The sequence below is a fragment of the Paenibacillus tuaregi genome (genome assembly GCF_900086655.1).
In the GTDB taxonomy this organism is placed as follows: Bacteria; Bacillota; Bacilli; order Paenibacillales; family Paenibacillaceae; genus Fontibacillus; species Fontibacillus tuaregi.
Genome location: NZ_LT575476.1, coordinates 1,172,407 through 1,196,728, shown reverse-complemented (window position 1 = coordinate 1,196,728; position 24,322 = coordinate 1,172,407). Strand labels below are relative to the sequence as shown.

Below are 24,322 nucleotides of genomic sequence, written 5' to 3'. Positions count from 1 at the left end.
TTACAATATAACCAGTATTTGTGCATGGAGACTTCGGCGCGGAAATATATTGATCGATCATCATCTTCCGAAAATTACTGGCGTAATTGATTTTGGCGGATCGCATGTAGGTGATCCCAAGGACCAATCCTTCTCCACCGGAGAAATCTTCACTCTTGTTCTCTTCCAATTGGTATATTATTGCTTGTATCACTGAAAATTCGAGCGATTGGAGGAATTATCTTGTCAAACGAAATAACGCCATACCAGGACAGTGATCACGATACATTAGTTGATATTTGGTATCGGGCCGTGTGTCTTACCCATACATTTTTGACGGAAACGGACATCCATTTTTATCGTGGTATAGTTCAAAACGGGGCATTAAGAGAAGTTGAGATCTGGGTAAGCAGAAATGAAAATAAAGAACCGACTGGGTTTATTGGGCTCGTGGGAACCAAGATTGAAATGCTGTTCGTAGATCCGGAATACCACGGAATGGGGATAGGCAGCCGATTAATAACGTATGCCCAAAAATTAAAAGGAGACACTCTCGAAGTTGATGTTAATGAGCAAAACGATGGGGCATGCGCGTTCTACAGACGGTTTGGTTTTGTACAGATTGGGCGCTCGGAATTAGACGGTTCGGGCAAACCGTTTCCCCTGCTTCACCTTGAATACAGATCAATATAAAGTTAAGCAAATATCTGACGTTAGGCCGCAACTAATGCGGATTTGAAGGGCTGTGACAGATTGCCGGTGGGCAGGCTGGTGCAGCCTCTTTGGCGTTCTCGTTCAGGTCCGCAGCTTGCAGACGGGACCACTTAAGAAGCTGCAAGCTCTTGGAGCGAATACGGACAACTTACTTGTAAAGATACCTTCACAGTTTTTATTAATAAGACAAAAGATGACATATTTGATGGTCTATATTTGGAGAGTAATCCTAAAAAAAGGAGTGACAGATCATGAAACCTCTAAATGGAAAAGTGGCTTTGGTTGCTGGCGCAACACGCGGGGCTGGCAGAGGAATAGCTATTGAACTAGGTGCGGCTGGGGCTACGGTATACGTAACAGGGCGCACGACACGAACAAGGCGTTCTGAATATAACCGTCCTGAAACTATCGAAGAAACTGCCGAGCTTGTAACGAATGCGGGTGGTCATGGTATAGCCGTTCAAGTGGATCATCTGGATCCTGATCAGGTTCAGGCTTTGATTGCCCGCATTGAAAATGAACATGGACGATTGGACATCCTGGTGAACGATGTGTGGGGCGGTGAACATTTGACCGAGTGGAATGTGCCTGTGTGGGAACATTCCCTTGAACGGGGATTTCGTCAGCTTAGGCTTGCGGTTGACACGCATATCATTACAAGCCACTATGCTCTCCCCTTGTTAATCCGGAACAAGAACGGATTGGTCATTGAGGTAACGGACGGCACGGCAGAATATAATGATAAGAACTACCGTTTATCGCTGTTCTACAATCTGGCAAAAAACTCCGTAATCGATATGGCTAAATCTCTTGCCCATGAGCTTTCCCCTTATGATTGCACAGCTGTAGCGGTGACTCCAGGCTGGATGCGTTCTGAAATCATGCTCGATCACTTTGGTGTTAAGGAGGAGAACTGGCGCGATGCGATTGTGAAGGAGCCTCATTTTGCGATATCGGAATCGCCCCGGTTTGTAGGACGTGCGGTTGCCGCATTAGCTGCAGATCCGGAAGCTGCAAGGTGGAACGGACACTCTGTTTCAAGCGGTCAGCTTGCACAAGAGTACAACTTCTATGATATTGACGGCTCACAACCAGATTGTTGGCGATATATAGTAGAAGTGCAGGATGCAGGCCTACCCGCAAATGTTACCGGCTACAGGTAACATCTATAGATTGAATGGCTGGATGCGCCTCCCCTTCTGTTATCCGTTCCCTCCACTGCCTTTCCACTTTCAAATTTGACTATAAATATTAATTCCTTTCTGTTCATCTGAAATTCAAGGTACCATTATATTGAAAAAGTGTACCAATAATAGGAGGGACAGTCATGGGAGAGATATTTAAAGTTGATTCTGAAGAGGATATAAAGAAAGCCATGATTCGGTCAAAGAATGCCGTTTTGAAGGCGCTGCAAAACTACGACTTGGATTGGGAACAAATCCGGTTTAATCAACTTTCAGATACTTGTACATTTATAATTCAGACAAGTAACGATGGGAATTTTCTACTACGCATTCATTCAGGAATGAATAACGAAGAGATAAATTCCGAAATCGTTTGGCTGGATGCATTAAATGAGAAGAGTAAGCTTACCCTCCCTAAGGGAGTGTTAGACCGCTATGGGTCAAGAACCGTAACCGTTGACCAAGAGAATGGTTCTCACGTTTACGCTACATTAATGCGCTGGGTCGAGGGCGAGCATGAAAGTGGGGAATTATCTGAAGACCAAGTTTATAAGGAAGGAATTCTCTTGGCAAACCTCCATCAAGTGTCACAGCAATTTGAGGCCCCCTCTAATTTCACACGCCCTGTATGGGGTGAGCAAAGCTTTAGACAGTCAATAGAGCGTTTGGCGCAATATTATGATGGATTCTTGACAGACGCAGAGTTTTCCTTGTACCAGTCAGCGGCGGAGAAGGTACTCTCCAAGATTAAAGAACTTCGTGAGGATAAAGAAAGTTACGGGTTAATTCATGGTGATCTGCACCAAGGAAACATTGTTTTTTATAAAGGGGAGCCTCGCCCTATCGATTTTGGAAGATGTGGGTTTGGATATTTCCTATATGATATAGCCCAAACCATCTTGGGGCTGTATCCCGCTCAAAGGGAGCTAGTAATTAAAGGCTACCAAAGCATTAGAGAGCTTGGAGATGAATGGCTTCCCGTGTTGGAGACCTTTACCGTAATGGTAATGATCGAAAATTATTGCCATCACGCTCCTGATCCAAGAGAAACACAGGGACTTATGGAAGAACAGCCCTACGCACAAGCTATAATAAAAAGTTACTTACAGGGAGCACCATTTTTATTTAATACATTGAAGATCTAAAGGTCTGGGCTTCAAACAGGCTGTCAACAAGCTGCAAGCAGTAGTGCTGCAGCCTGTTCTAGCCCTTTCCCCCATACGGAGTGCTGTCTTGCTGCACCTGGTCTTCTTTGCCGGAACTGCGTTTGGTTTGAACCCACTCATAGGACCAATCCCATAATAGGAACTAGGCGTTTGTATTCGTTGACAAGAACAAAGAAACAAGAATACAATCTAATTAGTTAAACATTAAACTACATACCCGGAGGTTGGAAGATGCGTAATCTTCAGCGTTATGTGTCTCAGCAGCCGCTAGAGGTGGAAGCTTTTTTTGCCATGGTGGACACCACGGCTGAGCTTGTCAGCATATCGGAGAAATATTGGTCCTCGCAGGGAATCAACGGAGCGCGAATCCGCATTCTGGTCGAGATCGCCAAGGCTGGCGGTTCTATCCTCCCTTCCGATCTGGCAGCCCGGATTGGGGTAACAAAGGCCAATATTAGCGTGCTGCTTGGGCCGCTGGAACAGAAGGGCTATATTCGAAGCATCAGTGTTCCGGATGATGGCCGCAAGCGCAAAATTCTGCTTTCCAAGGATGGAGAGAAGCTGCTTCTGGATGTACTGCCAGGAAATCGGGCCGCCATTACAAAGCGGATGGAGAGCTTGGATGCGAACGAGTTACAGCTGCTGCTGTCGCTTCTGGGCAAGTTGCAGCTAAGGAAGGAGTAACTTCTTCCTGTGCCTATATAGTTAAATGTTTAACCATTTATAACGCGAAAGGATTGATCCTATGAAAATCGCACTAACCGGCTCAACTGGCAATTTGGGATGCCTGATTCTGAAGCAATTACTCCTTCGATGCCGCGCACAGGACCTGATCCTTAGCGTCCGCCAGCCTCATTCAACGAATGGATATAGAGATCCGAATCTGGACGTACGGTACGGCGACTACGATATAACAGAATCGCTCGAACCCTCATTCCGCGGTGCTGACAAGCTGATGATGATATCCTCCCCTTGTATGGACGATACCGTTCGTCTAAGACAGCATCTCTCCGTTGTTGAAGCTGCCCGTCAAGCTGGGATCAATCATATTGTCTATACCAGTATTTTTTCCCCGGAAAAGGGACGCCTGCCTGTCCACCAGCTTCATCTGGATACGGAGCAGGCCATACAGGAATCAAAGATTCCCTATACCATTCTGCGAAATGCTTATTATACAGACATTGTGAATTTCCTGGGTATCCGGGAAGCAGCCACGAGTGGGATCTTGCTCAGTCCTCCGGGGAATTGGACCTTTAATACCGCCTCCCGTTGGGACTTGGCCCAAGCCGCCGCAACCGTGCTTACCGAGGAAGGGCATGAGTATCAGACCTATGAGCTGACCCCAACACGGACTTGGAATCTGAAGGACCTGGCAAGGTCTATCACTGAAGTTACAGGCAGACAAGTGGTTCACTGTACGGACAACGTTTATCAAAATAACATCTACCAGATGCTGCCGTATTCCGATATGCAATCCGTATCCAATGACTTGGCCAAGCTGGTCGGGAAGCCGTTTCGCACTGTTACAGACGAAGTGAGAGACATATTCGGATAGACGTGAGCTTCTAAGATCTATATATTTTGGAATCATTCAAGAATAGGAAACCGCGAGAGAGCAAGAAGCAGAATCGACTGGATCTCGTTTAGGATAATAATTTAAAATATTCGCTAACTAACTCACGAAATTCCAAGGCAGCCCGCGAAATATACCGGCCTTTGTTCCACAATAGGGCGATCTCCCGTACCAACTCCTGATCTTCTACTTGGAGATAGTGAATCTGCTCCCGCGAGTTCCTTGCTGTACCAGGCATAAAGGCAATGCCGATTCCAGCCTCCACAAGAGAGCTAAGCCTGGCAGGTTCATCTCCCTCGTAGACATACCTGGGTACAAATCCAACTGACTGACACACAGAATCGACCAAATCCCGAGTTCCATAACCCTTCCTTACTCCAACAAACCATTCATCCTTTAGCTCCGTTAAGGATACGCTGTCTCGGTCAGCAAGCCAATGTCCGTGTGGAACCGCTACGAGGATGGGATCAACGAACATAACCTGGCATTCAATGTCCTCCCCCTGTATCGGAGGTGAGGACAAGCAGAAATCGACCTCACCCTGATGGAGAAGTGTAACCATTTCGTGCGTGGTAAGCATTTGCACATGGAAATGGATATTAGGCATCTTCTTCCGGAACTCTCGAAGAATGCCAGGCAGCATGCTTGCCGTGGTTACCGCCAATTCGAGTGCGCTAGGCTCCTGGCTGGACAAATCCCTAATCTCCTGCCTCCCTTGCTCGAGTTCAAACAGAGCTCTCTCGGCACGGCGAAGAAACCTGCTTCCGAACTCATTCAAGCGGAGTCCCCTTCCTGTCCGATCGAATAGAGTTGCTCCCAGGTCCTCCTCCAGACGCTGAATGGTTTTGCTCAGCGACGACTGCGTAACGTGCAAACTCTGTGCAGCTTCAGTCATATGCTCCAATCGGGCAACCGTCACAAAATATTGCAGCTGAAGAAGCTCCATTCCCCACCCTCCAATCATTACTTCTAGTCAATAAAATCATAACATGAAATGCGTTGGAGTAAATGATTGGTTTCAAGTACGATATCTTTAAAACACTTCGGGGGGAACTCATAAATGAATGCTCGCAGCTGGTGGTTGATGATTGCCGTTGGACTCGGAATACTCTTGAACCCATTAAACTCTTCCATGGTTTCTGTTGCTATTCCAAGGCTGCAACACGTGTTTCAGCTTGATTTTACCGCGATTTCATGGATTATTTTTTCTTTCTACATCGCGAGTGCTATCGCTCAACCTGTTATGGGGAAGGCCAGTGATTTATTTGGCCGGAGGAAAATATTCCTTGCAGGACTGGTGATATCCTTCGCTTCCTCTTTCCTCGCTCCATTATCACCAAACTTCGGATGGCTTATCGTGTTCCGCATTGTGCAATCGATCGGAACAAGTATGATGATTGCCGTTGGCATGGCCATTGTACGAATTCATATTACAGAGAAACAAGCAACCGCCCTGGCTGTTCTGTCCATCTTCCTCTCCGGGGCGGCAGCCATTGGGCCATTTGCCGGAGGGATTTTGATTCAGTGGTGGGATTGGCATGCCATCTTTATTGTCAACATTCCGTTTGTGATCGCAAGCTTCCTGTTAGCATGGAAGATGATTCCCAAGGATGAACCCGCAGTATCCGCTACACGCGGCATTTCACTTCGCAAATGGTTAGGTCTGATTGATGCGTCAGGTATTTTGCTCTTCGCAGTAGGACTTGTTACCCTGCTCGTTGGCCTGCTGTCAGCCAAATCGTCCGGACATATCTCATTATGGAATATTACCGCCGTGTTGGTTGGCCTTTTGGCCCTTGGGGCTTTCATAAGACACGAGCTGCGAACGGCATCTCCATTTGTTCCTTTACGTACATTTGCCAAATATCCGGCCATGACTTGGGTCAATATTCAGTACGTGCTCGTTAATTTGCTTTTTTATGCTCTCTTTTTCGGGATACCTTCCTATTTGCAAATGGTACGCCATATCAGCGAGTTCCATACAGGCATTCTTATGCTGGCCTTAGGACTGAGCTCGATCGTGGCTTCCCCGATAGCTGGACGATGGGTGGATAAATCAGGACCCCGGCCCGCACTCTTGGTATCCGCCATTCTTATGACGCTCGGTTCCGTGTGGCTCGTGATGTTAAATCAAACCTCACCGGTCATCAGTGTATGCCTGGCATTAGTCGCCTTCGGTTTTAGCAACGGGCTGAACGCGGTTGGGATGCAGGCAGCCTTGTTTAAGAGTTCGCCAAAAGAAATAACAGGTGTGGCCTCCGGATTGTTTAACACATCAAGATATCTGGGGACGATCCTGTCCTCATTGCTGACAGGTATTATTATGGGAGGAACTTTCAGCTTCAGTGGGTTTCGGCTGCTTGGTGTGATCCTCACGATCATAGCTTTGACTCTGGTCTTCATGAATCTCCGGCGTCAGGAATCGGGACAACCGCAAGAATCTTAGGTTTTCTTTACTCTAAGTTCATTTTATATAATAAATTTATTCAAAAAGTCCGGGAGCAACAGCGGTCCTAAAGGACATTTCACACGGCTGCCTTACTTGTAAATCAATAGTTCAACTTCTACAAATAACCTGTTGAAATGTATCTGTATCTAAAAATAGCGACGCGAGGAGTAAAATCCCCGCGCCGCCATTCTCACATTTTTAAGATGCTCTCCACTGACATTGCTCAGCTTACCAGTTGTTCCCTGACACTCTAGTGATGGTGAAGCCCGGAGACTGCTTTTCGCCGTAAATGGCTGTGACACCAGGGTTGTTCACCTTGACATTGGTAAAGCTCGCTGCTCCGACGGCTGGCCCTTGCCCATCTTCCGCTTTGACAACAAGCTTGATGCCGTATCGGGTAGGGTTGTTGATGGTGATGTTCTCAAGGCGGACATTCTGCATCGGGAGCTTCTCCGGATATTTGGATTGGAACATCAATCCATAGTACACCGGATTATTGATATCCACGTTCTTCACCAGAATATTCTTAAAGTCCCTGTCTCCGCCGTGGAACCAGATGGCTCCAAAATTCTGATAATCGTTGATCTTGTCGTCGGCCCCGTTACTGGTCCAGAAATCCCCACCCGTACGATCCAGAGTGACCCCGTCGATGACGGTATCCTGATCGCCGAAGCCGAGTGTGTTATAACCGAAGCTTAAGCTGCTAATGGTTACGCCCGGATAAGTCAGCGTATCCGCGCCATACAAATTCTGGAACAGGTTGTCTTTGCCGCCGTAGACAGCAAAGGCAGCTGCCCTTCTCACGTTGGTGGCAGTAAGGTTGGTATATTTGTTGCCCACGTTGTAGGAGCCGCCCGCGTCAATCGCGCTGAACAATGCGAAAGAGTCGTCACCCGTTCCACGGGCATAGTTGTTGTCAATGATGTTGTAGGATGAACCGTTAGTCATATTGATTCCATCCGCGAACATGTTTTTGATCCGGTTGTTCTTGAACGTATTGTACGAAGAGTTCACTCCCCAATACAGGCAGATAAAATGCTCGGCCCAGACGTTCTCGATCGTGACATTCTTCATCCCATTCCCATCAATGAATTTGCCGGGTCCGTCCTGCCGGTATACGTAGTTGCCCCATGCGGACAAGTTCTTGATGGTGGTGCCGTTCGCGTCAGAGCCAATATTAAAGCCGACATCGGTATTCGTCTGGTCTTGCGGTGCGACAAGCTTGGTGTGCCATGGACCTGCACCGATGATCTCAGTGGCCCGGCCGTACAGGTATATCTTGGACGGGATGGTCCATTGGCCCGCCGGAATGAAGATCCCTTTCTTGGCCGGATCCTGCCGGAATTCGGTCAGGGCCTGCTCGATGGATTTTGAAGCCGATACCTGAACATATTTGCTTGGGTCGGGGTTCGAAGCGGCTGGTGCAACGTTCTCCGTCTCGATCATATCCACATAAATCCAAGGAACGTCCCCGGCATCTTTTTGAATTCGGATTTTAGTTCCCTTAGGGTAGACTTGATCCAGCATAAGCTGAGAATCCTCATAGAGCCAGTAGGCTTTGGACCCCGAATTATCATAGCCCAGCCGTCCAAGCGTGGAAGGTGTTGCATATACATAAGAGTACTTAGAGGTTACGTTAAAGTTCCCTTTATCCACGCCGTCCGCATAAATGCTTATTGTTCCGGAGGTATTCTCGGCAACAGCATTACGGAGAACGAACGCGTTGGCAGATGAGGTCAGCGTGAACTCCACATATTCTCCGGCGGCATCCAGATACACGGCCGAACGGCCGGAAGCTTCACCAGCGAAATCGCCTGGTGTAAAATTCGGGGCCAGCTTCGTTCCATTGGTGCCGTTGCCCGATGCCTCGGCTTCTAAGATCGTAAACGGCATGTTGGCCCCCCGCCCGGAATACAAGCTGGATGTGCTGACATTATTGGCTTGCTTGGCAGCCACTTCGTTCGCATCAACTTCAACCGTTGTCGTTACTGTATAACTGCCGTTAACCGCCGTCCATGTGCCTACGTTGACATTGGCCGATGCTCCCGCCGCCAGAGCTCCGTTGTAGGAGCCTTTAAACGTCTGAACAGTGGCTCCTCCTGCATTCTTCAGCTCAACCGTAATGCCGTGGGCGCCGCTCGCAGAAGCCATGGTTCCCTGATTCTTGAGATTCACCGTAAAGGTGACCGTATTCCCGGCGCTTGGATTGTTTGGTGTCCATGCAGCCGTTCCAATCAAGTCAGAGCTTTGGACCTGGCCAATAACCAGCGGTGAAGGATGAGTATAGCTGTTATTGGTGTCGTCCATCTCCGCGACCGTATTATCCTCATCCACCTTCGCCGTCACGCTGTAAGAGCCGGCATTCTTAGGGTTAATGCTCGTGGAGACATTCGACGATGCTCCTGCAGCGATGGCGCCTACAGAAGCTGTCCCGGCGAGGGTGCCTCCAAGGTAGAAGTTCACCTCCGTTGCAGGTGAAGCCACAGAGCCGATATTCCGGACAGTGGCGTTAAGCGTAACCGGATGGGTCTCGTCTGGGGAAGACGGAGACCAAGAGATGCCAGTTACCGTCAGGTCCGGGTTAGGCGCAGGCTTGCCGATAACTTGGAACTCGGCAACTTGACCGCCAGGAGCTCCGGAGTTCGTTGTAAACCGGAGCTGCACACTGCTCGCTGCTGCGTTCACGGGAATGGTCACCGTATTTTTGGAAGCCGGGTTGAACGTATAAGAAGCGGCAGAGACCAGATTCTTAAAGACTGATGAATTTTGCTCATGCCCGAGTACTTGAATTGTCTGTGTACGGGTGGCCCATTCACTGGAAGGATTCAGCTTGATAATGACGGAGCTGACATCAGCATTGGCTCCGAGATCCACCGTGAGCGTGCTCGGCTGACCATTGCCTTCCCAATACGTGTTCGTATCGTTATCATTGGCGTTAGCTGCCACAAAAGTGAATGTCGATGATGAGGCCGTAATTGGCTTGCCAACAGCCAGATTCGTTCCATTATCGCTGCCTGAACCGGTCCGCGTTACGGAATTGCTTGGCGGGGAAGCGTTGCCCGCAGCGTCCTTCGCGATGACATAGTAGGTTACCGTTTCGCTCGAAGGCTGCTGGTCGGTGAACTGAAGGGTTGAACCGTTCACACTCCCGCGAAGCCGGTTGTTCGCGTAGATGTCATATCCGGTAACGCCGACATTATCAGCTGCCGCATTCCAAGTCAGATGGATTGTACCCGGATTAGGCTGCGTAAAGCTCAGGTTTGCCGGGGCTGTCGGAGGCTGATTATCAGCAGTGCCGGATGAACCATAGACTTCCAGCTCAGAAACCTGTGCGGCAGGCCAACCTGTGTTGGCGGTCACATGGACCCGCACGTAGCGTGCGCTGGCTGGGGCAAAGTCGATGGATACCGTATTCTTGGCGCCCGGATCAAACGTGTAGCTGGAAGAAGTCTTAAGATTCGAGAAGCTTGTTCCGTTCGTGCTTCCCTGTACGGATAAGGTCTGCGACCGGCTCTCCCATCCGGACGGCAGCTTCAGCACGACTTGGCTGATTTGAGCCGCAGTGCCAAGGTCGACCTGAACCCATTGTGGGAAGGCATTGTTGGTGCTTTCCCAATACGTATCCGGGTTGCCGTCCGTTACATTGGAAGAAGTGTATACGTCGGCATGGCCGGATTCGGCTGCCGCTTTGCCCGCCGCAAGATTCGGCTTGCCGTCGGCACGGGCAACAGGATTAGGGAATCCGATAGGTGAGAGGAGCATTCCTGCGATCATTGTCACGATACAAATCCAGGCGGTGACACGTCTTTGGCTTTTCACGTTTTACATTTCTCCCTTCAGAATAAATGTTTCCTCGAAACCGTAGATCTGGCACAGCTATAAACACCCGCTTGGGCCCTCTAGTACAAGCATGTAAGCGGTGTCAAAAAACCCTGCAATTCCCTCCTTTTCTGTGCAGGTACAATGTGAGCCGCAACTTGATCATAATCAGGAACCATTTACAAATATAGGAGTATTTTTAAGATTTTCGTGTGCGTGTCTATGGACTTACGGCACATTACAAAAAGGCAGCTCTTCTGCATAATTGCAAAAGAACTGCCTTTAGTTATGAGCTCGCTTATATGAATAGGCGCCTATAAAGACGCGGCCTCTTCACGGGAAGGCTTCGCCTGGAACACCCACCAGCGGCTTCCCGCAAAGTTAAACACCAACCCTACCAGGGTTGATACTCCCTTGCTAATCCACAGCGGAGCTCCGATCTGCTCGTGTACAAGCAGCATACAGACTGAGGTGATCCCCAAAGTCAGCAGATTCAGAATAATAAAGCGAATGAGCTCCTTCGAGGACGTCTTCTGCTGTTTAAATGTCCACTTACGGTTCATCAGGAAGCTGTTCATCACCCCGCACCCGTAAGCCACTACCTGCGCCACCAGCCAAGGAAGATGACACCAGGTTAACAAAGTGAATACTGCAACGTCTACACCTGTATTCACAAGACCTACAAGGCCAAAGACCACAATGGCACGCAGAGACTCTCGAGCCGCATAAGACTTCATAAGGACCCTCACCTTCTATCCTCTATACATCATATTCCATCTTCTGGCGTGCCTTGGCAATGAAGTCAAGTGGTGTCGGAACCTCGTCAGGCGTATACTGGGCAGCTCCGATTGTAAGCTTCATGTCCAGTTTATACTTGTTTGAGAATTCAACCGTGTTGAATGATTCCACTTTTTCTTTCAGACGATCCACCACGATCTTGGCACTGTCTTGATCGGTGAACAGCAGCAGTCCCCAGGTAGGCCGTTCCGCATTCAGCATATACAAAGAATCGTTGAGACGAATGCTGGTCTCACTCATTCTCGAAATGTCGTAAATCATCTCCGTCATCTGGGCCTCACTGATCATCCGGCTCAGCTCATCCCAGTGTTTAACCGTCATGACAAGCAGGGTTAACGGAATTTTGTACCGGTTGGAAAGCGCCATGAAGATGGTAGCATCACTTTGAAAGGAGCGGCTGTTCTTCAAATTCGTACGTTCATCCAATGTTGCAAGCGTAGCATTCCTCTTCTGAAGCTGGTCCGCATCTTGCTGCAGACGCCGGTTCGAGAAGGTCAGCAGAGCAATGATCGCCGTTAATAGAGGTGTCATAACCAGCCAGTAGTAATTATAGGCCTGCAGAGGCTGCCCTACGATAACGGTTTGATAAATCGTATACGTTCCATATCCGAAAATAAAAACAATGTTCAGAATCAGACCTGCGGTAAGCCCGGTGAAATAAGTGATAATCGCAATCAGAAATGAGACATTAAGCAGAATCATATTGATCAGATAGTGATTCGGATCGCCTGCCGTAAACAGGATATGGACAAAACAGAGGACAAACAGCAGCAAAAATGCCGCATCAGACATTAAACTGCTCTGATAGCGTTTCATCACTCTTCACCTGCTTTCTTCCTGTACTTGCGAATCAGGAATATCAGTGAAACGACAACCAGAATGAAGGTAAGTGCCAGTGCCACAATAAAAGCGAGCACGTCTCCGCGTTCGGTAATCTGCTCCACCAAGCCGCTTCCTTCCTGCTGGACTTCTTTCTTGAAGCGGAAGGCTTTCGTGTTTCCATCTACATCCGTCACCACGCCATCCCCATATACTTTCCACTTCATACTATCGCTCGACAGCAGATTCGATGCCAGGAAGCTGGTCTTGGAGCTTGGCCCAGTCACTGCAAGCCAGCCGTAGCCTTGATTATAAGGCGATTCCATCAGCTGCAGCGTCCCAATCCGCTTGCCATAGTTCTCCTCAATGCTCATCTTCTCATTGGATACAAATCTTTCCCCATCCTGGCTGTATTGAAAGAACAGTTTATTGTTATGCTTTTGCAGCCAAGGATTATCCTTGAATGAGCCGACAGAGATAAGATTGTAATGCTGCATCTTCGAGTCTGCGGGAAGTTCCTGATTCTTGTAGAACGTCACCTGGCCAGTATTGGCTTCCGCGTACTTGCCAAGCAGGTGGAACAGGCTTCCAACCGTAAGGTAATCGTAGGAATCCATCTTGTCCGGAACAAGCACAGCAATTTGGTTAAAGCTTGCATCGCGGAGGAACGGATTCGGATAGCTGTTGAACAACATGTCCGTACGGTCCTTGGTATTCAACTGCAGCAGAGAATCCTTGGTAATATAAGCCCATGGCATCTGATCCTGAAGCTCGATACAGCCCGCACTTTTCAGCTCCAGATCAAATGCTGCTGTAACTGTTATACTGCCCGTGCTTCCCAGGTTCTTCGGAATGGTCAGCGTAAGCTCGTCCTGATTGGATAATTCCTTTGTAAGCTTCTTGCTGCCGATAGGCGTATCGTTAATCAGGATGGTGACAAGGGAACGGTCAAAATCCAGGTTGTCTGAATACCGGAAATTCAGACTGATTTTGCTTGATTCCGCAATAGACCGGTTGGCCGGAAGAGAGACGAAGTAGCTCTTCTCCTGATGCATCATGCCGGTCAGCTTATCTCCGGTCTCTGTAAGCGTGACATCACGGCTCACATTAATGGCCGGGGTCTCGACATTCGTATTCTGATCGATCCACTTCTCAGGACCATCCACCTGGCTTACCAGTGACACGTTGCCAACAAAACGCCCTGCCTTCTTGAGCATAAGCGGATCATCCGAGGTCACAATAAGCGCAGACTGTGAACCTGCATTTACCATGCGGATGAGCGCCTTATCATGCACATCCGGTTGTCCGAGTGCTGTCTTCCACTTGTCAGGCAGGTTCTTAAACAGGGAGACGATAACAAGTTGACTCCGCTCGGCCAGATCTGCATCCTCCAGAGTCAGCATCGGAATCGTGGCATCTTCTGACCGGTTCCCCTTGGCCAAGCCTGAGAGAGCATAGACTGCCGCCTCAAGCTCGGAAGAGTCGCTGCGGTTTGGAACTGCGAGCGCGCTCATCTTGCCTTTTAACGTATCCGTCCCCACAAACTGCTGATAAAAGCTATGAATGCTGTTTCCTATAGCTTGTTTAGCATAATTAATCTCCGCATATGAGGTCTTATACAGCTCAAGCCAGCTGTCCCGTTTCTCTGTAGGGACACAAACACCATCAGGGAGATCGGTCACAATATACCCGTTGATGGACAGTGTATTGTTGCCTTGGACGAGTAACTCTTTGGGTACAGGTACTGTCAGGTTCATCTGCTTTTTGTCCACTACAGGACGGAAGGAGTAGAACCCTGTACCGTTCATCTTGAGGGTTACACTTGAATGCTCCTTGGCTGCCAACTGGGTGGCCTGATAATCCAAGTGCAGCGTCAGCGAGTTGACATTCCAGTAATCCTCCAGCCGGATATACATGGAGCTGGAGGCGGTGACTCCAGATAAGGAGACATTTGAGGTAGTAATCGGTGCCTCGTAGGTTAACCTGCCGCTTGAATCAGGCAGCGCAAATACCTGACCACAGGTAATAAAGAATAGAATCAAGCAAAGAATACCGGAGACCGTTGATTTGGTATTCACATTTCTCCCCCTTGTCTTAATAACGTTCGGTTTTATACCATTTGACTTCTCTTTTAAACAGCAAATCTTTGATATAGTTATACATGCCGTAGGCAACAACAACCATCCACAGCTGACAATACGAGATATACATCAGCATAATGATCCACAGATTCGAGAGTCTCATCTCTCCCTTTTCCGTAATCAGCGTAATAAAGGTCCCGCTCACAAATAGAATAATAGCCAGCAGCCATAGAAATGAGCTCAGCCCGGCAATGGTCGTATGCACCAGCCCAAGCGCGTATAGAATCAGCAGCGCATCGGACACAATCAGCGAGGTCAGCAGCAGGAAATAGATAGATAGGAAATAAAGAAGGTCGAAATGTATTCGTTTGGCTGACCGGTTGAATAACAACGGCACATTTTTGACAATGACATAAATATTCCCCTTGGCCCATCTCGTCCGCTGCTTAAACCATACCTTCAGCGTTTGAGGTTCCTGCTCCCAGGTCACAGACTTGGGCTGGAATTTGATCCGGTAACCCATCATGTAGATGCGGAAGCTGATTTCCGTATCCTCTGCAATCGCCTTAACATCCCACCCGCCAATCTCCTCGATAATCTCCCGGCGCATAATAAAGTTCGTGCCTGGAATGGTGCAGAGCTTGAACAGCTTCCAACGGCCGGCCTGAGCCATCCACTGGAAGGATAAGGTCTCAATGTTGATAAACCGGGTTAACAGGCTTGCAAAACGGTTGCGTGTACGGAACTTGCCAATTACCGCGCCAAGGGTTGGATCATGGCTCAGCTCGGCGACCAGATACCGCAGGGCCGTCTTCTCCGGGGTATTATCAGCATCGTAGATAGCGATAAACTCGCCTTTGCTCCGTTGAAAGCCGATATTCAGCGCGTTCGACTTCCCTTTTCCACCGGTAATGTTATCTGTATTGATCACGACCAACTGCCGAGTTGGATGCTTGGCCTGCAGCTTGGCAAGCAGCTCACTGCTGTTATCGCTCGAATTATCGTTAATGACGATGATCTCATAGCGGTCATGCGGATAATCTAGTGCAAGTAAGGCCTCGACCGTTTGCGTGATCACCTTGCCCTCGTTATGTGCAGGAACCATCAGCGTGACAAACGGTACCTCCTCGGGAAGCGGCGGCACCTCCCGGTTCTCATTCTCCATATAGTAGAGATAGCCGGCGATAATCAGCACCACATTCACAAGAAGCAGTGACCAAATACTCACGACAGCAATCAGCATCAAGATGTCTGCAGCAGTCATTAAACTGCCTCCTTACTTGTAAAATTTCCGTTTATACATGCGATAACCAATAATAAGGAAGCCGCCGAATACAAACAAGGTGATGAATATAATTACAATAAAAATTTGGTTCTGAACCGTAAACCAGGTCTCAAAACTCTTCTTGCCCTGCTGCTTGTATACATACTTAGAACTGGTCTCCACATGGCTGGCCTGAATGCCCAAGCTGACCCCATTCAGCACCAGGGAGCCCCGGTCTGAGCCTAGCTCGTTGATTTTGGTTTTCACATGATGGGCTTCACTTTTGTAGTCTTCAAAAGCGATCCAGCTCTTCTTCAGCCCCTCAATCAGACCTTCCAGCTCCGATTCCTTCTGCACAAAATCAAAAGTTACCGCAGTGTCCATCGGCAGCGAAGCGATATGGCGGTCATCCGTAAGATAACGCTGAAAGAACGCTGAGTCCAGACTGTACAGTGAGGACGCGAAGGCAGTTGAACGATTCCGTTTCGCTTTGTAGATCTGCCGCGTATCCGGGAACAGGATCACAGAGTCAAAAAACGCCATTCCCTCCGACACGTAATGCTCATCATAAGACCAATACATCTGGGCTCCCATTCCCAGCGGAACGACGCCCTCTTGTGCCAGCGCATCAATAAAATGCTCTGTCTGTTGATATAAGCTTCGATCCAGATCCTGGATGGTGGAGGCGACAACCGGAGCTTCTACAAGAATCGTTCCATTACGGGACTGGATGTACTTCAACGTATTGATATATCGTTTCATGGCCGGATAATCGGTATTGCTGTAAACCGGATGCACGCTAACCATGAACGGGATCCCTGCTTCAAACAGCTCATCCGACATTTTCTCCAGCAAGCCTAGATCTGAAAAGGGGTAAATCTCTTTAAAAACAAGAAAATAATGGCCTTCCTGATTCTCCTGAAGCCAATCCTTCAGCACGTAGGACAGGGCAAGCTCGCTTAAAGTATCCTTTTCCATAAAAGGAACATAAGCGTTAGCCCCCTTCCGTATTCCATAAGGGTAACTTAGATCTGCGGCTTGTACTTTCAGCTCGCCATACTTCTTCACACCGGGCTGCTTCGAGTCATACAAGTAGGGGACGCTGATGGATCTCTGGGCAAAGGTCCCAATCTGAAGATCCGCTACCTTCTGTTCGGATTGAAGCTGAAGCCCCAAGGACTGGACCAGCTTCTCTCCCGGCTTCTCGCCAATATAGAGGAAGTCCCCGGTATAAGACTGCTTGTCCTTGAGGAAATCATTGTTGTCATCTAAGAAATCAGAGCGGTTGCGCACCTCGATGAGCTTGGAATATTGGCTTAGCGATCCTGCGGTATATGAATCTAGCGATTCCGCTGTAACTTGTACGTGAAATGCTGCAAGCAGCCGCTTTAAGGCCTCCACATTTCCTTCCTGTTTCATACCCATTCCAAGACTGTCATACACAACAAGAACCGAGGAAAAAGAGGATGGGGCCGCCGCCCGCACCTGAGCAGGAAGAACCGCACTGGTTACCAGCAGCAGAAGCACCACCAGCACAACACCCCAGCGGTGGTTTCGTCTCATTAAATGTCGCCCCTCCCTTCTACCCTGTATCATCTGTGCCCTCATGCTGACTCATATTCAGCAAGCTGGTCATGCCACAAATTCCGGCATATCGCATCCGCTACTGCGGTGAACGTAACCAAATCAAAAGCCGCTGTAAACAAAAATTCATGTTTCGACAAATCCGCATCCCCTGCCCCGATAATCGAAACGAGGATTCCGGAGAGCCCCATCAACATCAGCATAAGAATCAACGGCAGCCGTACCATGCCGCGCACGTGCTTGGCCTTGACCGCGGCAGCAAATTGCGCGGTGTACAATCCCGCTACAACCAGCATCCAGATGATGATGAAGCCAAATGTCTTAGGGGCAAGCGCTTTTTTCAGCTCACTATATCCGGAGAAAAACATGGACTGCGCCCCAAAGGGCTTACCCACCGACTTCTCATAGTTCCCCATTGCGGATGGCCGGATCGTAAACGCATTTTTAGCTGCCAAGTCCATCATTTTCCCCGCCTGATCCGGATGGCTTACGTAATAAGCAAGGATAGATGCGAAGCCGTAGTGGTTATAGAAGTTATTCTCAAGAATCTGGGAGTTCACATCCACTGTCGTGTAAGGCTCATAATAAATGCTTCCATTAAGAATGGCGTACTGCTTGTCGATCCCGAAGGACTTCAAGGTCTCCTCAGGGTCTTCAGACTGCATAAGCACACCGCGGGTCATAGCATGGTATTTGTTGATATTGACGAATTCCTTCGGAATCAGCACATAGGTGGCAATCCCGGTAAGCATTAGAAGCACCAGCGATGAGGCTACAAAGGTTCTGTAAATCCGCTGCTTGCGCACGAAGATAAAGATGATACCGATCACTGCAACAATGATACCGACGGGGGCATTTTGCTGTTTGCTCGTTGTTAATAACAGACCGCTTATAAAGAACACAATCATCATCATATAGTCAGGATATCGTTTCCGGTACAGCAGCAGGCCCGAAGCGAACAAATAGATCAGCATGATCCAAACCATACTCTCGCTGAAGAACGAGTTGAAATATGCCGTATAGGCCGTATCCGCAAACAGAAACACAGCCAGCACAGCCACCCAGTACCCATACTTCGGTTTTACTTTCCAGGTTAACGCCTCAACGAATAGATAAACGCCAACTGTATATAAAAGCACCAACAGAGCCCCTTGCACCCGGATGTCAAACACCTGCTTGTCGAACCATTGATTCACCCATACCGACAAACGAATAAGCAGGGATTGGGAGGAGGTCAAGGTAGCTCCGTTTTCGTTGTAATACTGGAATATCCCAAATGCCTTGTTAAAATAGCCCAAGTATAAACTGTCATACTCAGGGTTATTAAAATACAGTCCGTTGCTGTACAAGACGCGAAAATAATCCCCATTGTCAGCCATCCCAATATAGGGCGGCACGAACAAGGCAAAAACCGTAATGATCAGCACCAATGACGCTGCCAATAAAGAAGGCGAAACATAACGGCTGAGAAGGGCCACCCTGGACCCGAACCCTTTCAACCACTGGGCTTTTGGCAAAATTCACACACCTACCTTCGTTCTCTCAAATGCCCGAGCTGCTAGTGAGCATAAGCGAGCAATGCCATTAAATTATCGAATGAAAAAGCTTGGTTAGCAGCCGCATCGCCATATCCGCCGTACAGCGGACTGTCCTTATCCGTAACCCGGTATTTCTCCATCTGCTTGATGCTGTCCCCATATAAATCAGCATCCTTCAGTGCCGAACCGATCAACGCGGTTATCGCATAAATTGCGGTAGACTGAATCTGATTTTGCGGCCTGCCCTTCTTGTCATACTTTCCGTACAAGGTTCCAGCCTTAACCTGCTGCTTCAAATAAGCAATGCTTGCCGGCTTCTGGAGACCAGCTTCAGATAACGACAGAATCGTCAGCAGCGATTCCACCGTATTGATGCCCTCTGAGCGGTATGTGTCCGTAGAATAATGATATCTCGTCTCGTAAAATGGGAACTCGTCCGACAAGTAACCCTGCTCAATAATCTTCTGCATGCTGCTGATTAAGGTTTCCTTTTCTGTGGAAGGGATGGGCAGCCGTTTCAACGTGGTCAGATCAATATAACACAAGGTAACAAAATCATTCGTGACCTTATAAGTGTCGTCGTAGAAGTCGTAAAGCTTGCCGCCCTTGATGTTATAGCTGGAGAAGCGCTTGCCGTAAGTGTCTGCCAATTCCGTATATGCAGCGGAATGAAACTTCTCCCCCGCATCATACAAGGCCCTGATCATCCGAAGATCGTCGACGGCAGCATTGATCGTATATTTCTTGTCCTGCTTGGGACTGTATCGGTAGCTGAAGCCTGAAGCAAGCTCAAAAACCTGCTTCGCCCGTTCCCATTCGGTCTGAAAGGCATCCTTCCGGTTCATCAGCACGTCATAACGCATCAGAAGTCCAGCGGACTCACTCAGTACCTCATGCCCTGTGGCAGCCGTGTCCGATTCACCCGAATCCTGATAATTCGTGTACACTCCATAAGGTCCGTACATCTTACTCATGATGAAACGTTCAGTCTCTTCACGGTGCGGCTGCAGCCCAAGCTGATCGCTAAACCGGGAAGTATGGTCAGGCACCGCTTTCTCAGATTTGTTCTGCTGTTCCGGCGGCTTCGGCAGAGCAGTCTGGGCCGGGGCATTTCCACAAGCCATCAGGACATTTAGCAGCAAAACGGCACTAAGTCCGCCTGTCCAATATTTTTTCACCTTCTAACCTCCCGCTCTGAGCCAGCTTCATGGTCTTTCCGGTCTACTTAGATACCATTTCTGACCGGGGATATTCACTTGAGTAGGACCCCTGCTGCCGGTTCATTTCCTCATGTGGATAGTGTACGGTGTCTTTAATAATGTACTGGGGTCTATTCTTGCTCTCATCATAGATGCGGGCAATGTATTCGCCTATGATGCCGAGCGATAGCATCTGTACTCCACTAAACAGAGTAATGGCCATCATAATCGATGTCCAGCCACGTTCTACTTGGGGAAGGTTGAACAACTTCGCACATAACGAGTACACAAGCACCACAAAAGCGAGGACAACCGTCAGCATACCCATTCGGGTAATCAGCTTGAGCGGTTTGGAGGAGAAGGAAATAATTCCGTCAGAAGCAAAGGCGATCATTTTGCGCAGTGGATATTTCGTCTCTCCGGCGGCCCGTTCATTCCGGTCATACTCCACAAAGGTCTGGTTGAACCCAATCCAGCTGACGATCCCCCGGATAAATTTATTCCTCTCTGTCATCCGGTTGAACACATGTACGATCTTGCGGTCGATCAGACGGAAATCCCCTGTATCGCGCGGAATGTCGGTGTCTGACATCCGTCTAAGAAAACGGTAGAACAACGAAGCTGTGGCAAGCTTGAAGAATGTCTCGCCTTTGCGCTTCCTCCGTTTTCCGTACACAACCTCGTATCCTTCCTCCCACTTTCTGAGCATGTCACGAATGACTTCGGGAGGGTCCTGCAGATCCGCATCAATAATAACGACACAGTCCCCTCTGGATTGATTGATTCCCGCAGTTACCGCGGCCTGGTGGCCAAAATTCCTGGCGAAGTTAATCACCCGCACATGCTCATCGTGCTTGGCCAGCTCATCCAGAATACGCATCGTCTGATCCTTGCTGCCGTCATTAACAAAGAGCAGCTCGTATTCATAGTCTATGCTCATCATGACGTCCGTTAGTGCGTCATAACATAACCGGATAACCTTCTCTTCGTTGTAAGCAGGGACAACCACCGAGACACGCTTATCGTCCATTCATCCCACTCCTTTTTAACCTTATAAACATATATAAACACTAGGCCCGGATACCTAGCGAATTACATCTATGAAAATAATTTGAAAACAAAATTGAAAATAGGCAATTTTCTACTCCATTACCTCCAATATAACATATGATCCTGTTACAGCGGCTTGGAATTTCAATAGTTTTTGCCTAAAAGATCACCTTTTTGTCTATGAATTGGCATCCTTTTCCTGAACAGCAATGTGTTCATCTGATTTTCAACCAAGTTAACCTGCATCGATCGGACTATGACTCTGTTCACACGAACAGGACTAACATTTCTCGCTCCCTAAGTCTGAGGGATTACGGACATTCCGTCTAATATAGGTGACCCGCCGACTAAGCGATGAGATTCTCAAAGCAGACGAAAAAAGCCGCCATAATTATGGCGGCGAGATCCTCTGGCTTCGTGTGATGGATCACGAAAACCTCAATTCACGAATAACTTCTTGTTCTTCACGGTCTACCTCTTCAAAGCCTAGGGAAGCGTACAAAGCAGCTGCCTGAACATTCTCGGGCCGGTGCCCGATTACAATCTTACTGCAGGCGTACTTATCCCGCATATACTGGATAAGCTGCTTCATTCCTGATCTTCCCAAACCCCGATTCTGGAATCGCTGATCAATCATAAAGGCCATGATCCAGTGGCTCCCGTCGTCAGGATCGACAGCCGTTACAGCATAACCGACCAGCTCTTCATCAGTGTACAAGGCCAGCGGGGTGAACCCGCAATAGGCTGATTCTGCAAGCCAATAGACTGCCGGCACAGGAAAAAAGCTCTTCTGCTCATCTGACACTTCGAGCTCGGTGCAGTCATACCAGTTGTTTTCATCAACCGGTCTGAGTTCTACCACGGGCCCGCAGCTATCGCGTAAATCTTCATTTAACAATTCCTTTTACCTCCCATTACCTAATGAGAGGAGTACGTCCTTATGAGTAACAACCTCTCACTGGTTCTTTAAATTGGATAACTTGGATATAAGTTTTCATAGCACCATCACTCCTAAAATTCATAGTAGGGACTTGAACATCAAATTCTGAGGTGAATTCTCCCTCATGGAATATTGTTGAATGGACTACCACTTTTATCAAGTTCAAGTTTGGTTTAAATTGTTTTATCCTACAACTGAATACTTGCAATAGGATACTGGCAAAAAAAGAAAACCCGCTTGCGCGGGCTCCTGGCATTAATCAATCTCTTGAATGAGCAGATGGTTATATTCATATTTGCTAAATGAATATTTAAAGCTCAGCACAATCCCGGCCTCTTCGATCCTTACGGACTTCAGTGCACGCGTTCGAATCCGGCTGCGGACAAGCCGGGCTGCCGCCATCCGGTCCCCCGCCGAATTGCACGGGCCAGTGCCAGCGCGTATCCCGATTTGGAGGCCAGCTCGCAATAGTACGGCAGAAGAGCCTTGGCAACCAAGCGGTGCACCCGGGGATTGAAGTAAAATTGTACGCTGCCCGGCGGTATCGTAGTTCCACTCGAATAATAGGCCCCTGCTGCCGAGAAGGAGATGAAGTAGCCAATTCCGTTGCTGCCCAGGCCCTGATTTCCAAGCCGCGGCGACACCTTATGCAGCAGCCTGCGCATGGCATCCAGGTCAGCTTTGACAACCGCCCGGCTCCAGGCTGAAGCATACCCGCGGCTGCGTTCCACAGCTCTCAGGAACGGCAGCATTCCTGCCGCCACCCGCCGCAAGAGTGCGGCTGTCGGCTGCTGCTTCGCGGTCCGCCGCTGACTCCCGCCTCTCCTAATGGTTCTAGACTTGCCCACTTCCCATCCCTCCTTAGGATAGACCAGCGTCCGACTTCTTCAGACTTCATTTCTCTATCCTATGTAAAAGCCTGGAACTCGGGAAGGGCTCCTGTCTAGAGACAGTCCAATATACAAACGTACACAACGTACGCCCCACATATCGCTACAATTAATCAGTCTCCTAGGGGACTCTTACATAAAAAAACCGGATGCGGCGAGCACCCGGTCTTTCACCAGTTCAAAGTTCAGGCAGACTCCTTAAGCGACGGAGGTTCAGTTCCGGCAGTGTCCGGAGCTTCTTTGCCATAACGGATAAATATCCATACCCCTGCCAGAATGGCCGCGCCCGCCAGCAGCTGCAGACCTGTCAAGCTTTCCTTAAGCAGCAGCCACGCCAGCAGCGAGGCAACGACCGGCTCGCCAAGAACAGCCATGGATACTGCCGAGGCGCTGATGAATTTCATCAGCCAGTTGAACAAGTAATGGCCGAACAAGGTAGGTATGAGGGCAAGCAGCAGGTAAATCCCCCACTCCTCCGGCACATAGCCGGTAAACGGGTAACCGCGGAGCAGATTATACCCCGCAAGCATGGTTGCCGCTATGAAAAACACCCAGAAATTATATACAAAGGCGCTCATTCCCCCCAGCAGCCGCTTGCCCATCAGCATGTGGGCGGCAACTGCTACCGTGCCAAGCAGAGACAATATATCTCCTTGGAGCGCCGTACCCGACAGCTTGAAATCTCCTGAGCCGATAGCTATCGAACCAATCAGGGCAAGACCCATTCCCGCCATCATGAAGCGGTTGATCTTCGCCCCGAACAAGAAGAATGAACCGAACACTACAAGAATCGGCTCCAGTGTCAGAATCACGGTGGAACTGGCTACCGTAGTCAAGCGGAGGGAGCTCATCCACAGCAGGAAATGCAGTCCAAGCATGGCTCCAGACAGCAGCAGCCCCAGCCACTGCTTAGGCTTAAGCGATAAGATTTCCTTGCGGTATTTCCAGGCAGCCGCCAGCATTAGCAGATTCGTCATGTACAGACGATACATGCCGACGACGGAGACCTCCGCGGTCGACCAACGAATAAAGATGGAAGAGAACGAAATCGCAATAATTCCGATAATATAAAGAAACTCCCAAGATACGAAAGATTTAGTTTTAATGTTCATCAGTCTGCCCCTAACCTCTTGATGATGCCTACAGACATCATCCGCAGGCCGCATTTAATTATAGAGCCTGCCGTGGATTCCAGCAATGGGGGACACTCAACCAGCCATCCCCCGTGGGCGTCTGCTCTGCTAGGGATGGCAACTTACCGCAGATTCTTGCGTC

General features: G+C 48.9%; 19 protein-coding genes. 6 read left to right on the top strand and 13 right to left on the bottom strand.

Features of this window, described 5'->3' with window-relative positions; genetic code table 11:
* Positions 1 to 222: 222 nt before the first annotated feature.
* From BN6628_RS05445 to BN6628_RS05425, 5 genes are all read left to right on the top strand, one after another.
* A complete protein-coding gene (locus BN6628_RS05445) occupies positions 223 to 672 on the top strand; it encodes a GNAT family N-acetyltransferase (RefSeq protein WP_068615342.1) in 450 nt (149 codons plus the stop codon).
* 272 nt (positions 673 to 944) lie between these two features.
* Positions 945 to 1,856 carry an SDR family oxidoreductase gene (locus BN6628_RS05440; protein ID WP_068615341.1) on the top strand — a complete coding sequence of 304 codons (912 nt, stop codon included), beginning with the start codon at positions 945 to 947 and terminating at the stop codon, positions 1,854 to 1,856.
* Between the two features lie 164 nt (positions 1,857 to 2,020).
* A complete protein-coding gene (locus BN6628_RS05435; RefSeq protein WP_068615339.1) occupies positions 2,021 to 3,022 on the top strand; it encodes a phosphotransferase enzyme family protein in 1,002 nt (333 codons plus the stop codon).
* 252 nt (positions 3,023 to 3,274) lie between these two features.
* Positions 3,275 to 3,727, top strand: a complete 453-nt coding sequence (locus BN6628_RS05430; protein ID WP_068615338.1) for a MarR family winged helix-turn-helix transcriptional regulator — start codon at positions 3,275 to 3,277, stop codon at positions 3,725 to 3,727.
* A 61-nt stretch (positions 3,728 to 3,788) separates the two neighbouring features.
* A complete protein-coding gene (locus tag BN6628_RS05425) occupies positions 3,789 to 4,598 on the top strand; it encodes an NAD(P)H-binding protein (RefSeq protein WP_068615336.1) in 810 nt (269 codons plus the stop codon).
* An 88-nt stretch (positions 4,599 to 4,686) separates the two neighbouring features.
* Here BN6628_RS05425 and BN6628_RS05420 read toward each other — a convergent pair whose 3' ends face one another.
* The gene (locus BN6628_RS05420) at positions 4,687 to 5,562 is read right to left on the bottom strand and encodes a LysR family transcriptional regulator (RefSeq protein WP_068615334.1); all 876 of its coding nucleotides are present in this window, start codon (positions 5,560 to 5,562) and stop codon (positions 4,687 to 4,689) included.
* Positions 5,563 to 5,676: 114 nt separating this feature from the next.
* On the opposite strand from BN6628_RS05420, the gene BN6628_RS05415 reads away from it, so the two are divergent.
* Entirely contained in the window at positions 5,677 to 7,062 is a 1,386-nt protein-coding gene (locus tag BN6628_RS05415) for an MFS transporter (RefSeq protein ID WP_068615331.1), read from the top strand.
* A 231-nt stretch (positions 7,063 to 7,293) separates the two neighbouring features.
* On the opposite strand, the gene BN6628_RS05410 is transcribed toward BN6628_RS05415, so the two are convergent.
* The 12 genes from BN6628_RS05410 to BN6628_RS05350 form a co-directional block, all read right to left on the bottom strand.
* The gene (locus tag BN6628_RS05410) at positions 7,294 to 10,884 is read right to left on the bottom strand and encodes a discoidin domain-containing protein (protein ID WP_068615329.1); all 3,591 of its coding nucleotides are present in this window, start codon (positions 10,882 to 10,884) and stop codon (positions 7,294 to 7,296) included.
* Positions 10,885 to 11,198: 314 nt separating this feature from the next.
* Entirely contained in the window at positions 11,199 to 11,621 is a 423-nt protein-coding gene (locus BN6628_RS05405) for a GtrA family protein (protein ID WP_068615328.1), read from the bottom strand.
* A gap of 22 nt (positions 11,622 to 11,643) precedes the next feature.
* On the bottom strand, positions 11,644 to 12,498 hold the full coding sequence (locus BN6628_RS05400) for a diguanylate cyclase domain-containing protein (RefSeq protein WP_068615326.1): 855 nt from the start codon (positions 12,496 to 12,498) through the stop codon (positions 11,644 to 11,646).
* Complete coding sequence (locus BN6628_RS05395) at positions 12,498 to 14,579, bottom strand: cellulose biosynthesis cyclic di-GMP-binding regulatory protein BcsB (RefSeq protein ID WP_068615324.1); 2,082 nt, start codon at positions 14,577 to 14,579, stop codon at positions 12,498 to 12,500. Before BN6628_RS05395 ends, BN6628_RS05400 begins: the two co-directional genes overlap by 1 nt.
* A gap of 16 nt (positions 14,580 to 14,595) precedes the next feature.
* Positions 14,596 to 15,846, bottom strand: a complete 1,251-nt coding sequence (locus BN6628_RS05390; RefSeq protein WP_068615322.1) for a glycosyltransferase family 2 protein — start codon at positions 15,844 to 15,846, stop codon at positions 14,596 to 14,598.
* Between the two features lie 12 nt (positions 15,847 to 15,858).
* The gene (locus BN6628_RS05385) at positions 15,859 to 17,409 is read right to left on the bottom strand and encodes a hypothetical protein (RefSeq protein ID WP_068615320.1); all 1,551 of its coding nucleotides are present in this window, start codon (positions 17,407 to 17,409) and stop codon (positions 15,859 to 15,861) included.
* 41 nt (positions 17,410 to 17,450) lie between these two features.
* A complete protein-coding gene (gene wsfD, locus BN6628_RS05380) occupies positions 17,451 to 18,947 on the bottom strand; it encodes a glycan biosynthesis hexose transferase WsfD (protein WP_187386111.1) in 1,497 nt (498 codons plus the stop codon).
* Positions 18,948 to 18,988: 41 nt separating this feature from the next.
* Complete coding sequence (locus tag BN6628_RS05375) at positions 18,989 to 20,146, bottom strand: glycosyl hydrolase family 8 (RefSeq protein WP_068615318.1); 1,158 nt, start codon at positions 20,144 to 20,146, stop codon at positions 18,989 to 18,991.
* Between the two features lie 43 nt (positions 20,147 to 20,189).
* The gene (locus tag BN6628_RS05370; protein WP_068615316.1) at positions 20,190 to 21,197 is read right to left on the bottom strand and encodes a glycosyltransferase; all 1,008 of its coding nucleotides are present in this window, start codon (positions 21,195 to 21,197) and stop codon (positions 20,190 to 20,192) included.
* Positions 21,198 to 21,644: 447 nt separating this feature from the next.
* Complete coding sequence (locus tag BN6628_RS05365) at positions 21,645 to 22,115, bottom strand: GNAT family N-acetyltransferase (RefSeq protein ID WP_082926806.1); 471 nt, start codon at positions 22,113 to 22,115, stop codon at positions 21,645 to 21,647.
* A 395-nt stretch (positions 22,116 to 22,510) separates the two neighbouring features.
* On the bottom strand, positions 22,511 to 23,005 hold the full coding sequence (locus tag BN6628_RS05355; RefSeq protein ID WP_235847582.1) for a hypothetical protein: 495 nt from the start codon (positions 23,003 to 23,005) through the stop codon (positions 22,511 to 22,513).
* A 227-nt stretch (positions 23,006 to 23,232) separates the two neighbouring features.
* The gene (locus BN6628_RS05350; protein ID WP_068615312.1) at positions 23,233 to 24,159 is read right to left on the bottom strand and encodes a DMT family transporter; all 927 of its coding nucleotides are present in this window, start codon (positions 24,157 to 24,159) and stop codon (positions 23,233 to 23,235) included.
* Positions 24,160 to 24,322: the final 163 nt, after the last annotated feature.

Coding starts and splice junctions, on each gene's coding strand:
- BN6628_RS05350 (WP_068615312.1), bottom strand. CDS start 24,159: ATGAACATTAAAACTAAATCTTTCGTATCTTGGGAGTTTCTTTATATT.
- BN6628_RS05425 (WP_068615336.1), top strand. CDS start 3,789: ATGAAAATCGCACTAACCGGCTCAACTGGCAATTTGGGATGCCTGATT.
- BN6628_RS05420 (WP_068615334.1), bottom strand. CDS start 5,562: ATGGAGCTTCTTCAGCTGCAATATTTTGTGACGGTTGCCCGATTGGAG.
- BN6628_RS05385 (WP_068615320.1), bottom strand. CDS start 17,409: ATGAGACGAAACCACCGCTGGGGTGTTGTGCTGGTGGTGCTTCTGCTG.
- BN6628_RS05400 (WP_068615326.1), bottom strand. CDS start 12,498: ATGAAACGCTATCAGAGCAGTTTAATGTCTGATGCGGCATTTTTGCTG.
- BN6628_RS05430 (WP_068615338.1), top strand. CDS start 3,275: ATGCGTAATCTTCAGCGTTATGTGTCTCAGCAGCCGCTAGAGGTGGAA.
- BN6628_RS05440 (WP_068615341.1), top strand. CDS start 945: ATGAAACCTCTAAATGGAAAAGTGGCTTTGGTTGCTGGCGCAACACGC.
- BN6628_RS05415 (WP_068615331.1), top strand. CDS start 5,677: ATGAATGCTCGCAGCTGGTGGTTGATGATTGCCGTTGGACTCGGAATA.
- BN6628_RS05390 (WP_068615322.1), bottom strand. CDS start 15,846: ATGACTGCTGCAGACATCTTGATGCTGATTGCTGTCGTGAGTATTTGG.
- BN6628_RS05435 (WP_068615339.1), top strand. CDS start 2,021: ATGGGAGAGATATTTAAAGTTGATTCTGAAGAGGATATAAAGAAAGCC.
- BN6628_RS05405 (WP_068615328.1), bottom strand. CDS start 11,621: ATGAAGTCTTATGCGGCTCGAGAGTCTCTGCGTGCCATTGTGGTCTTT.
- BN6628_RS05370 (WP_068615316.1), bottom strand. CDS start 21,197: ATGGACGATAAGCGTGTCTCGGTGGTTGTCCCTGCTTACAACGAAGAG.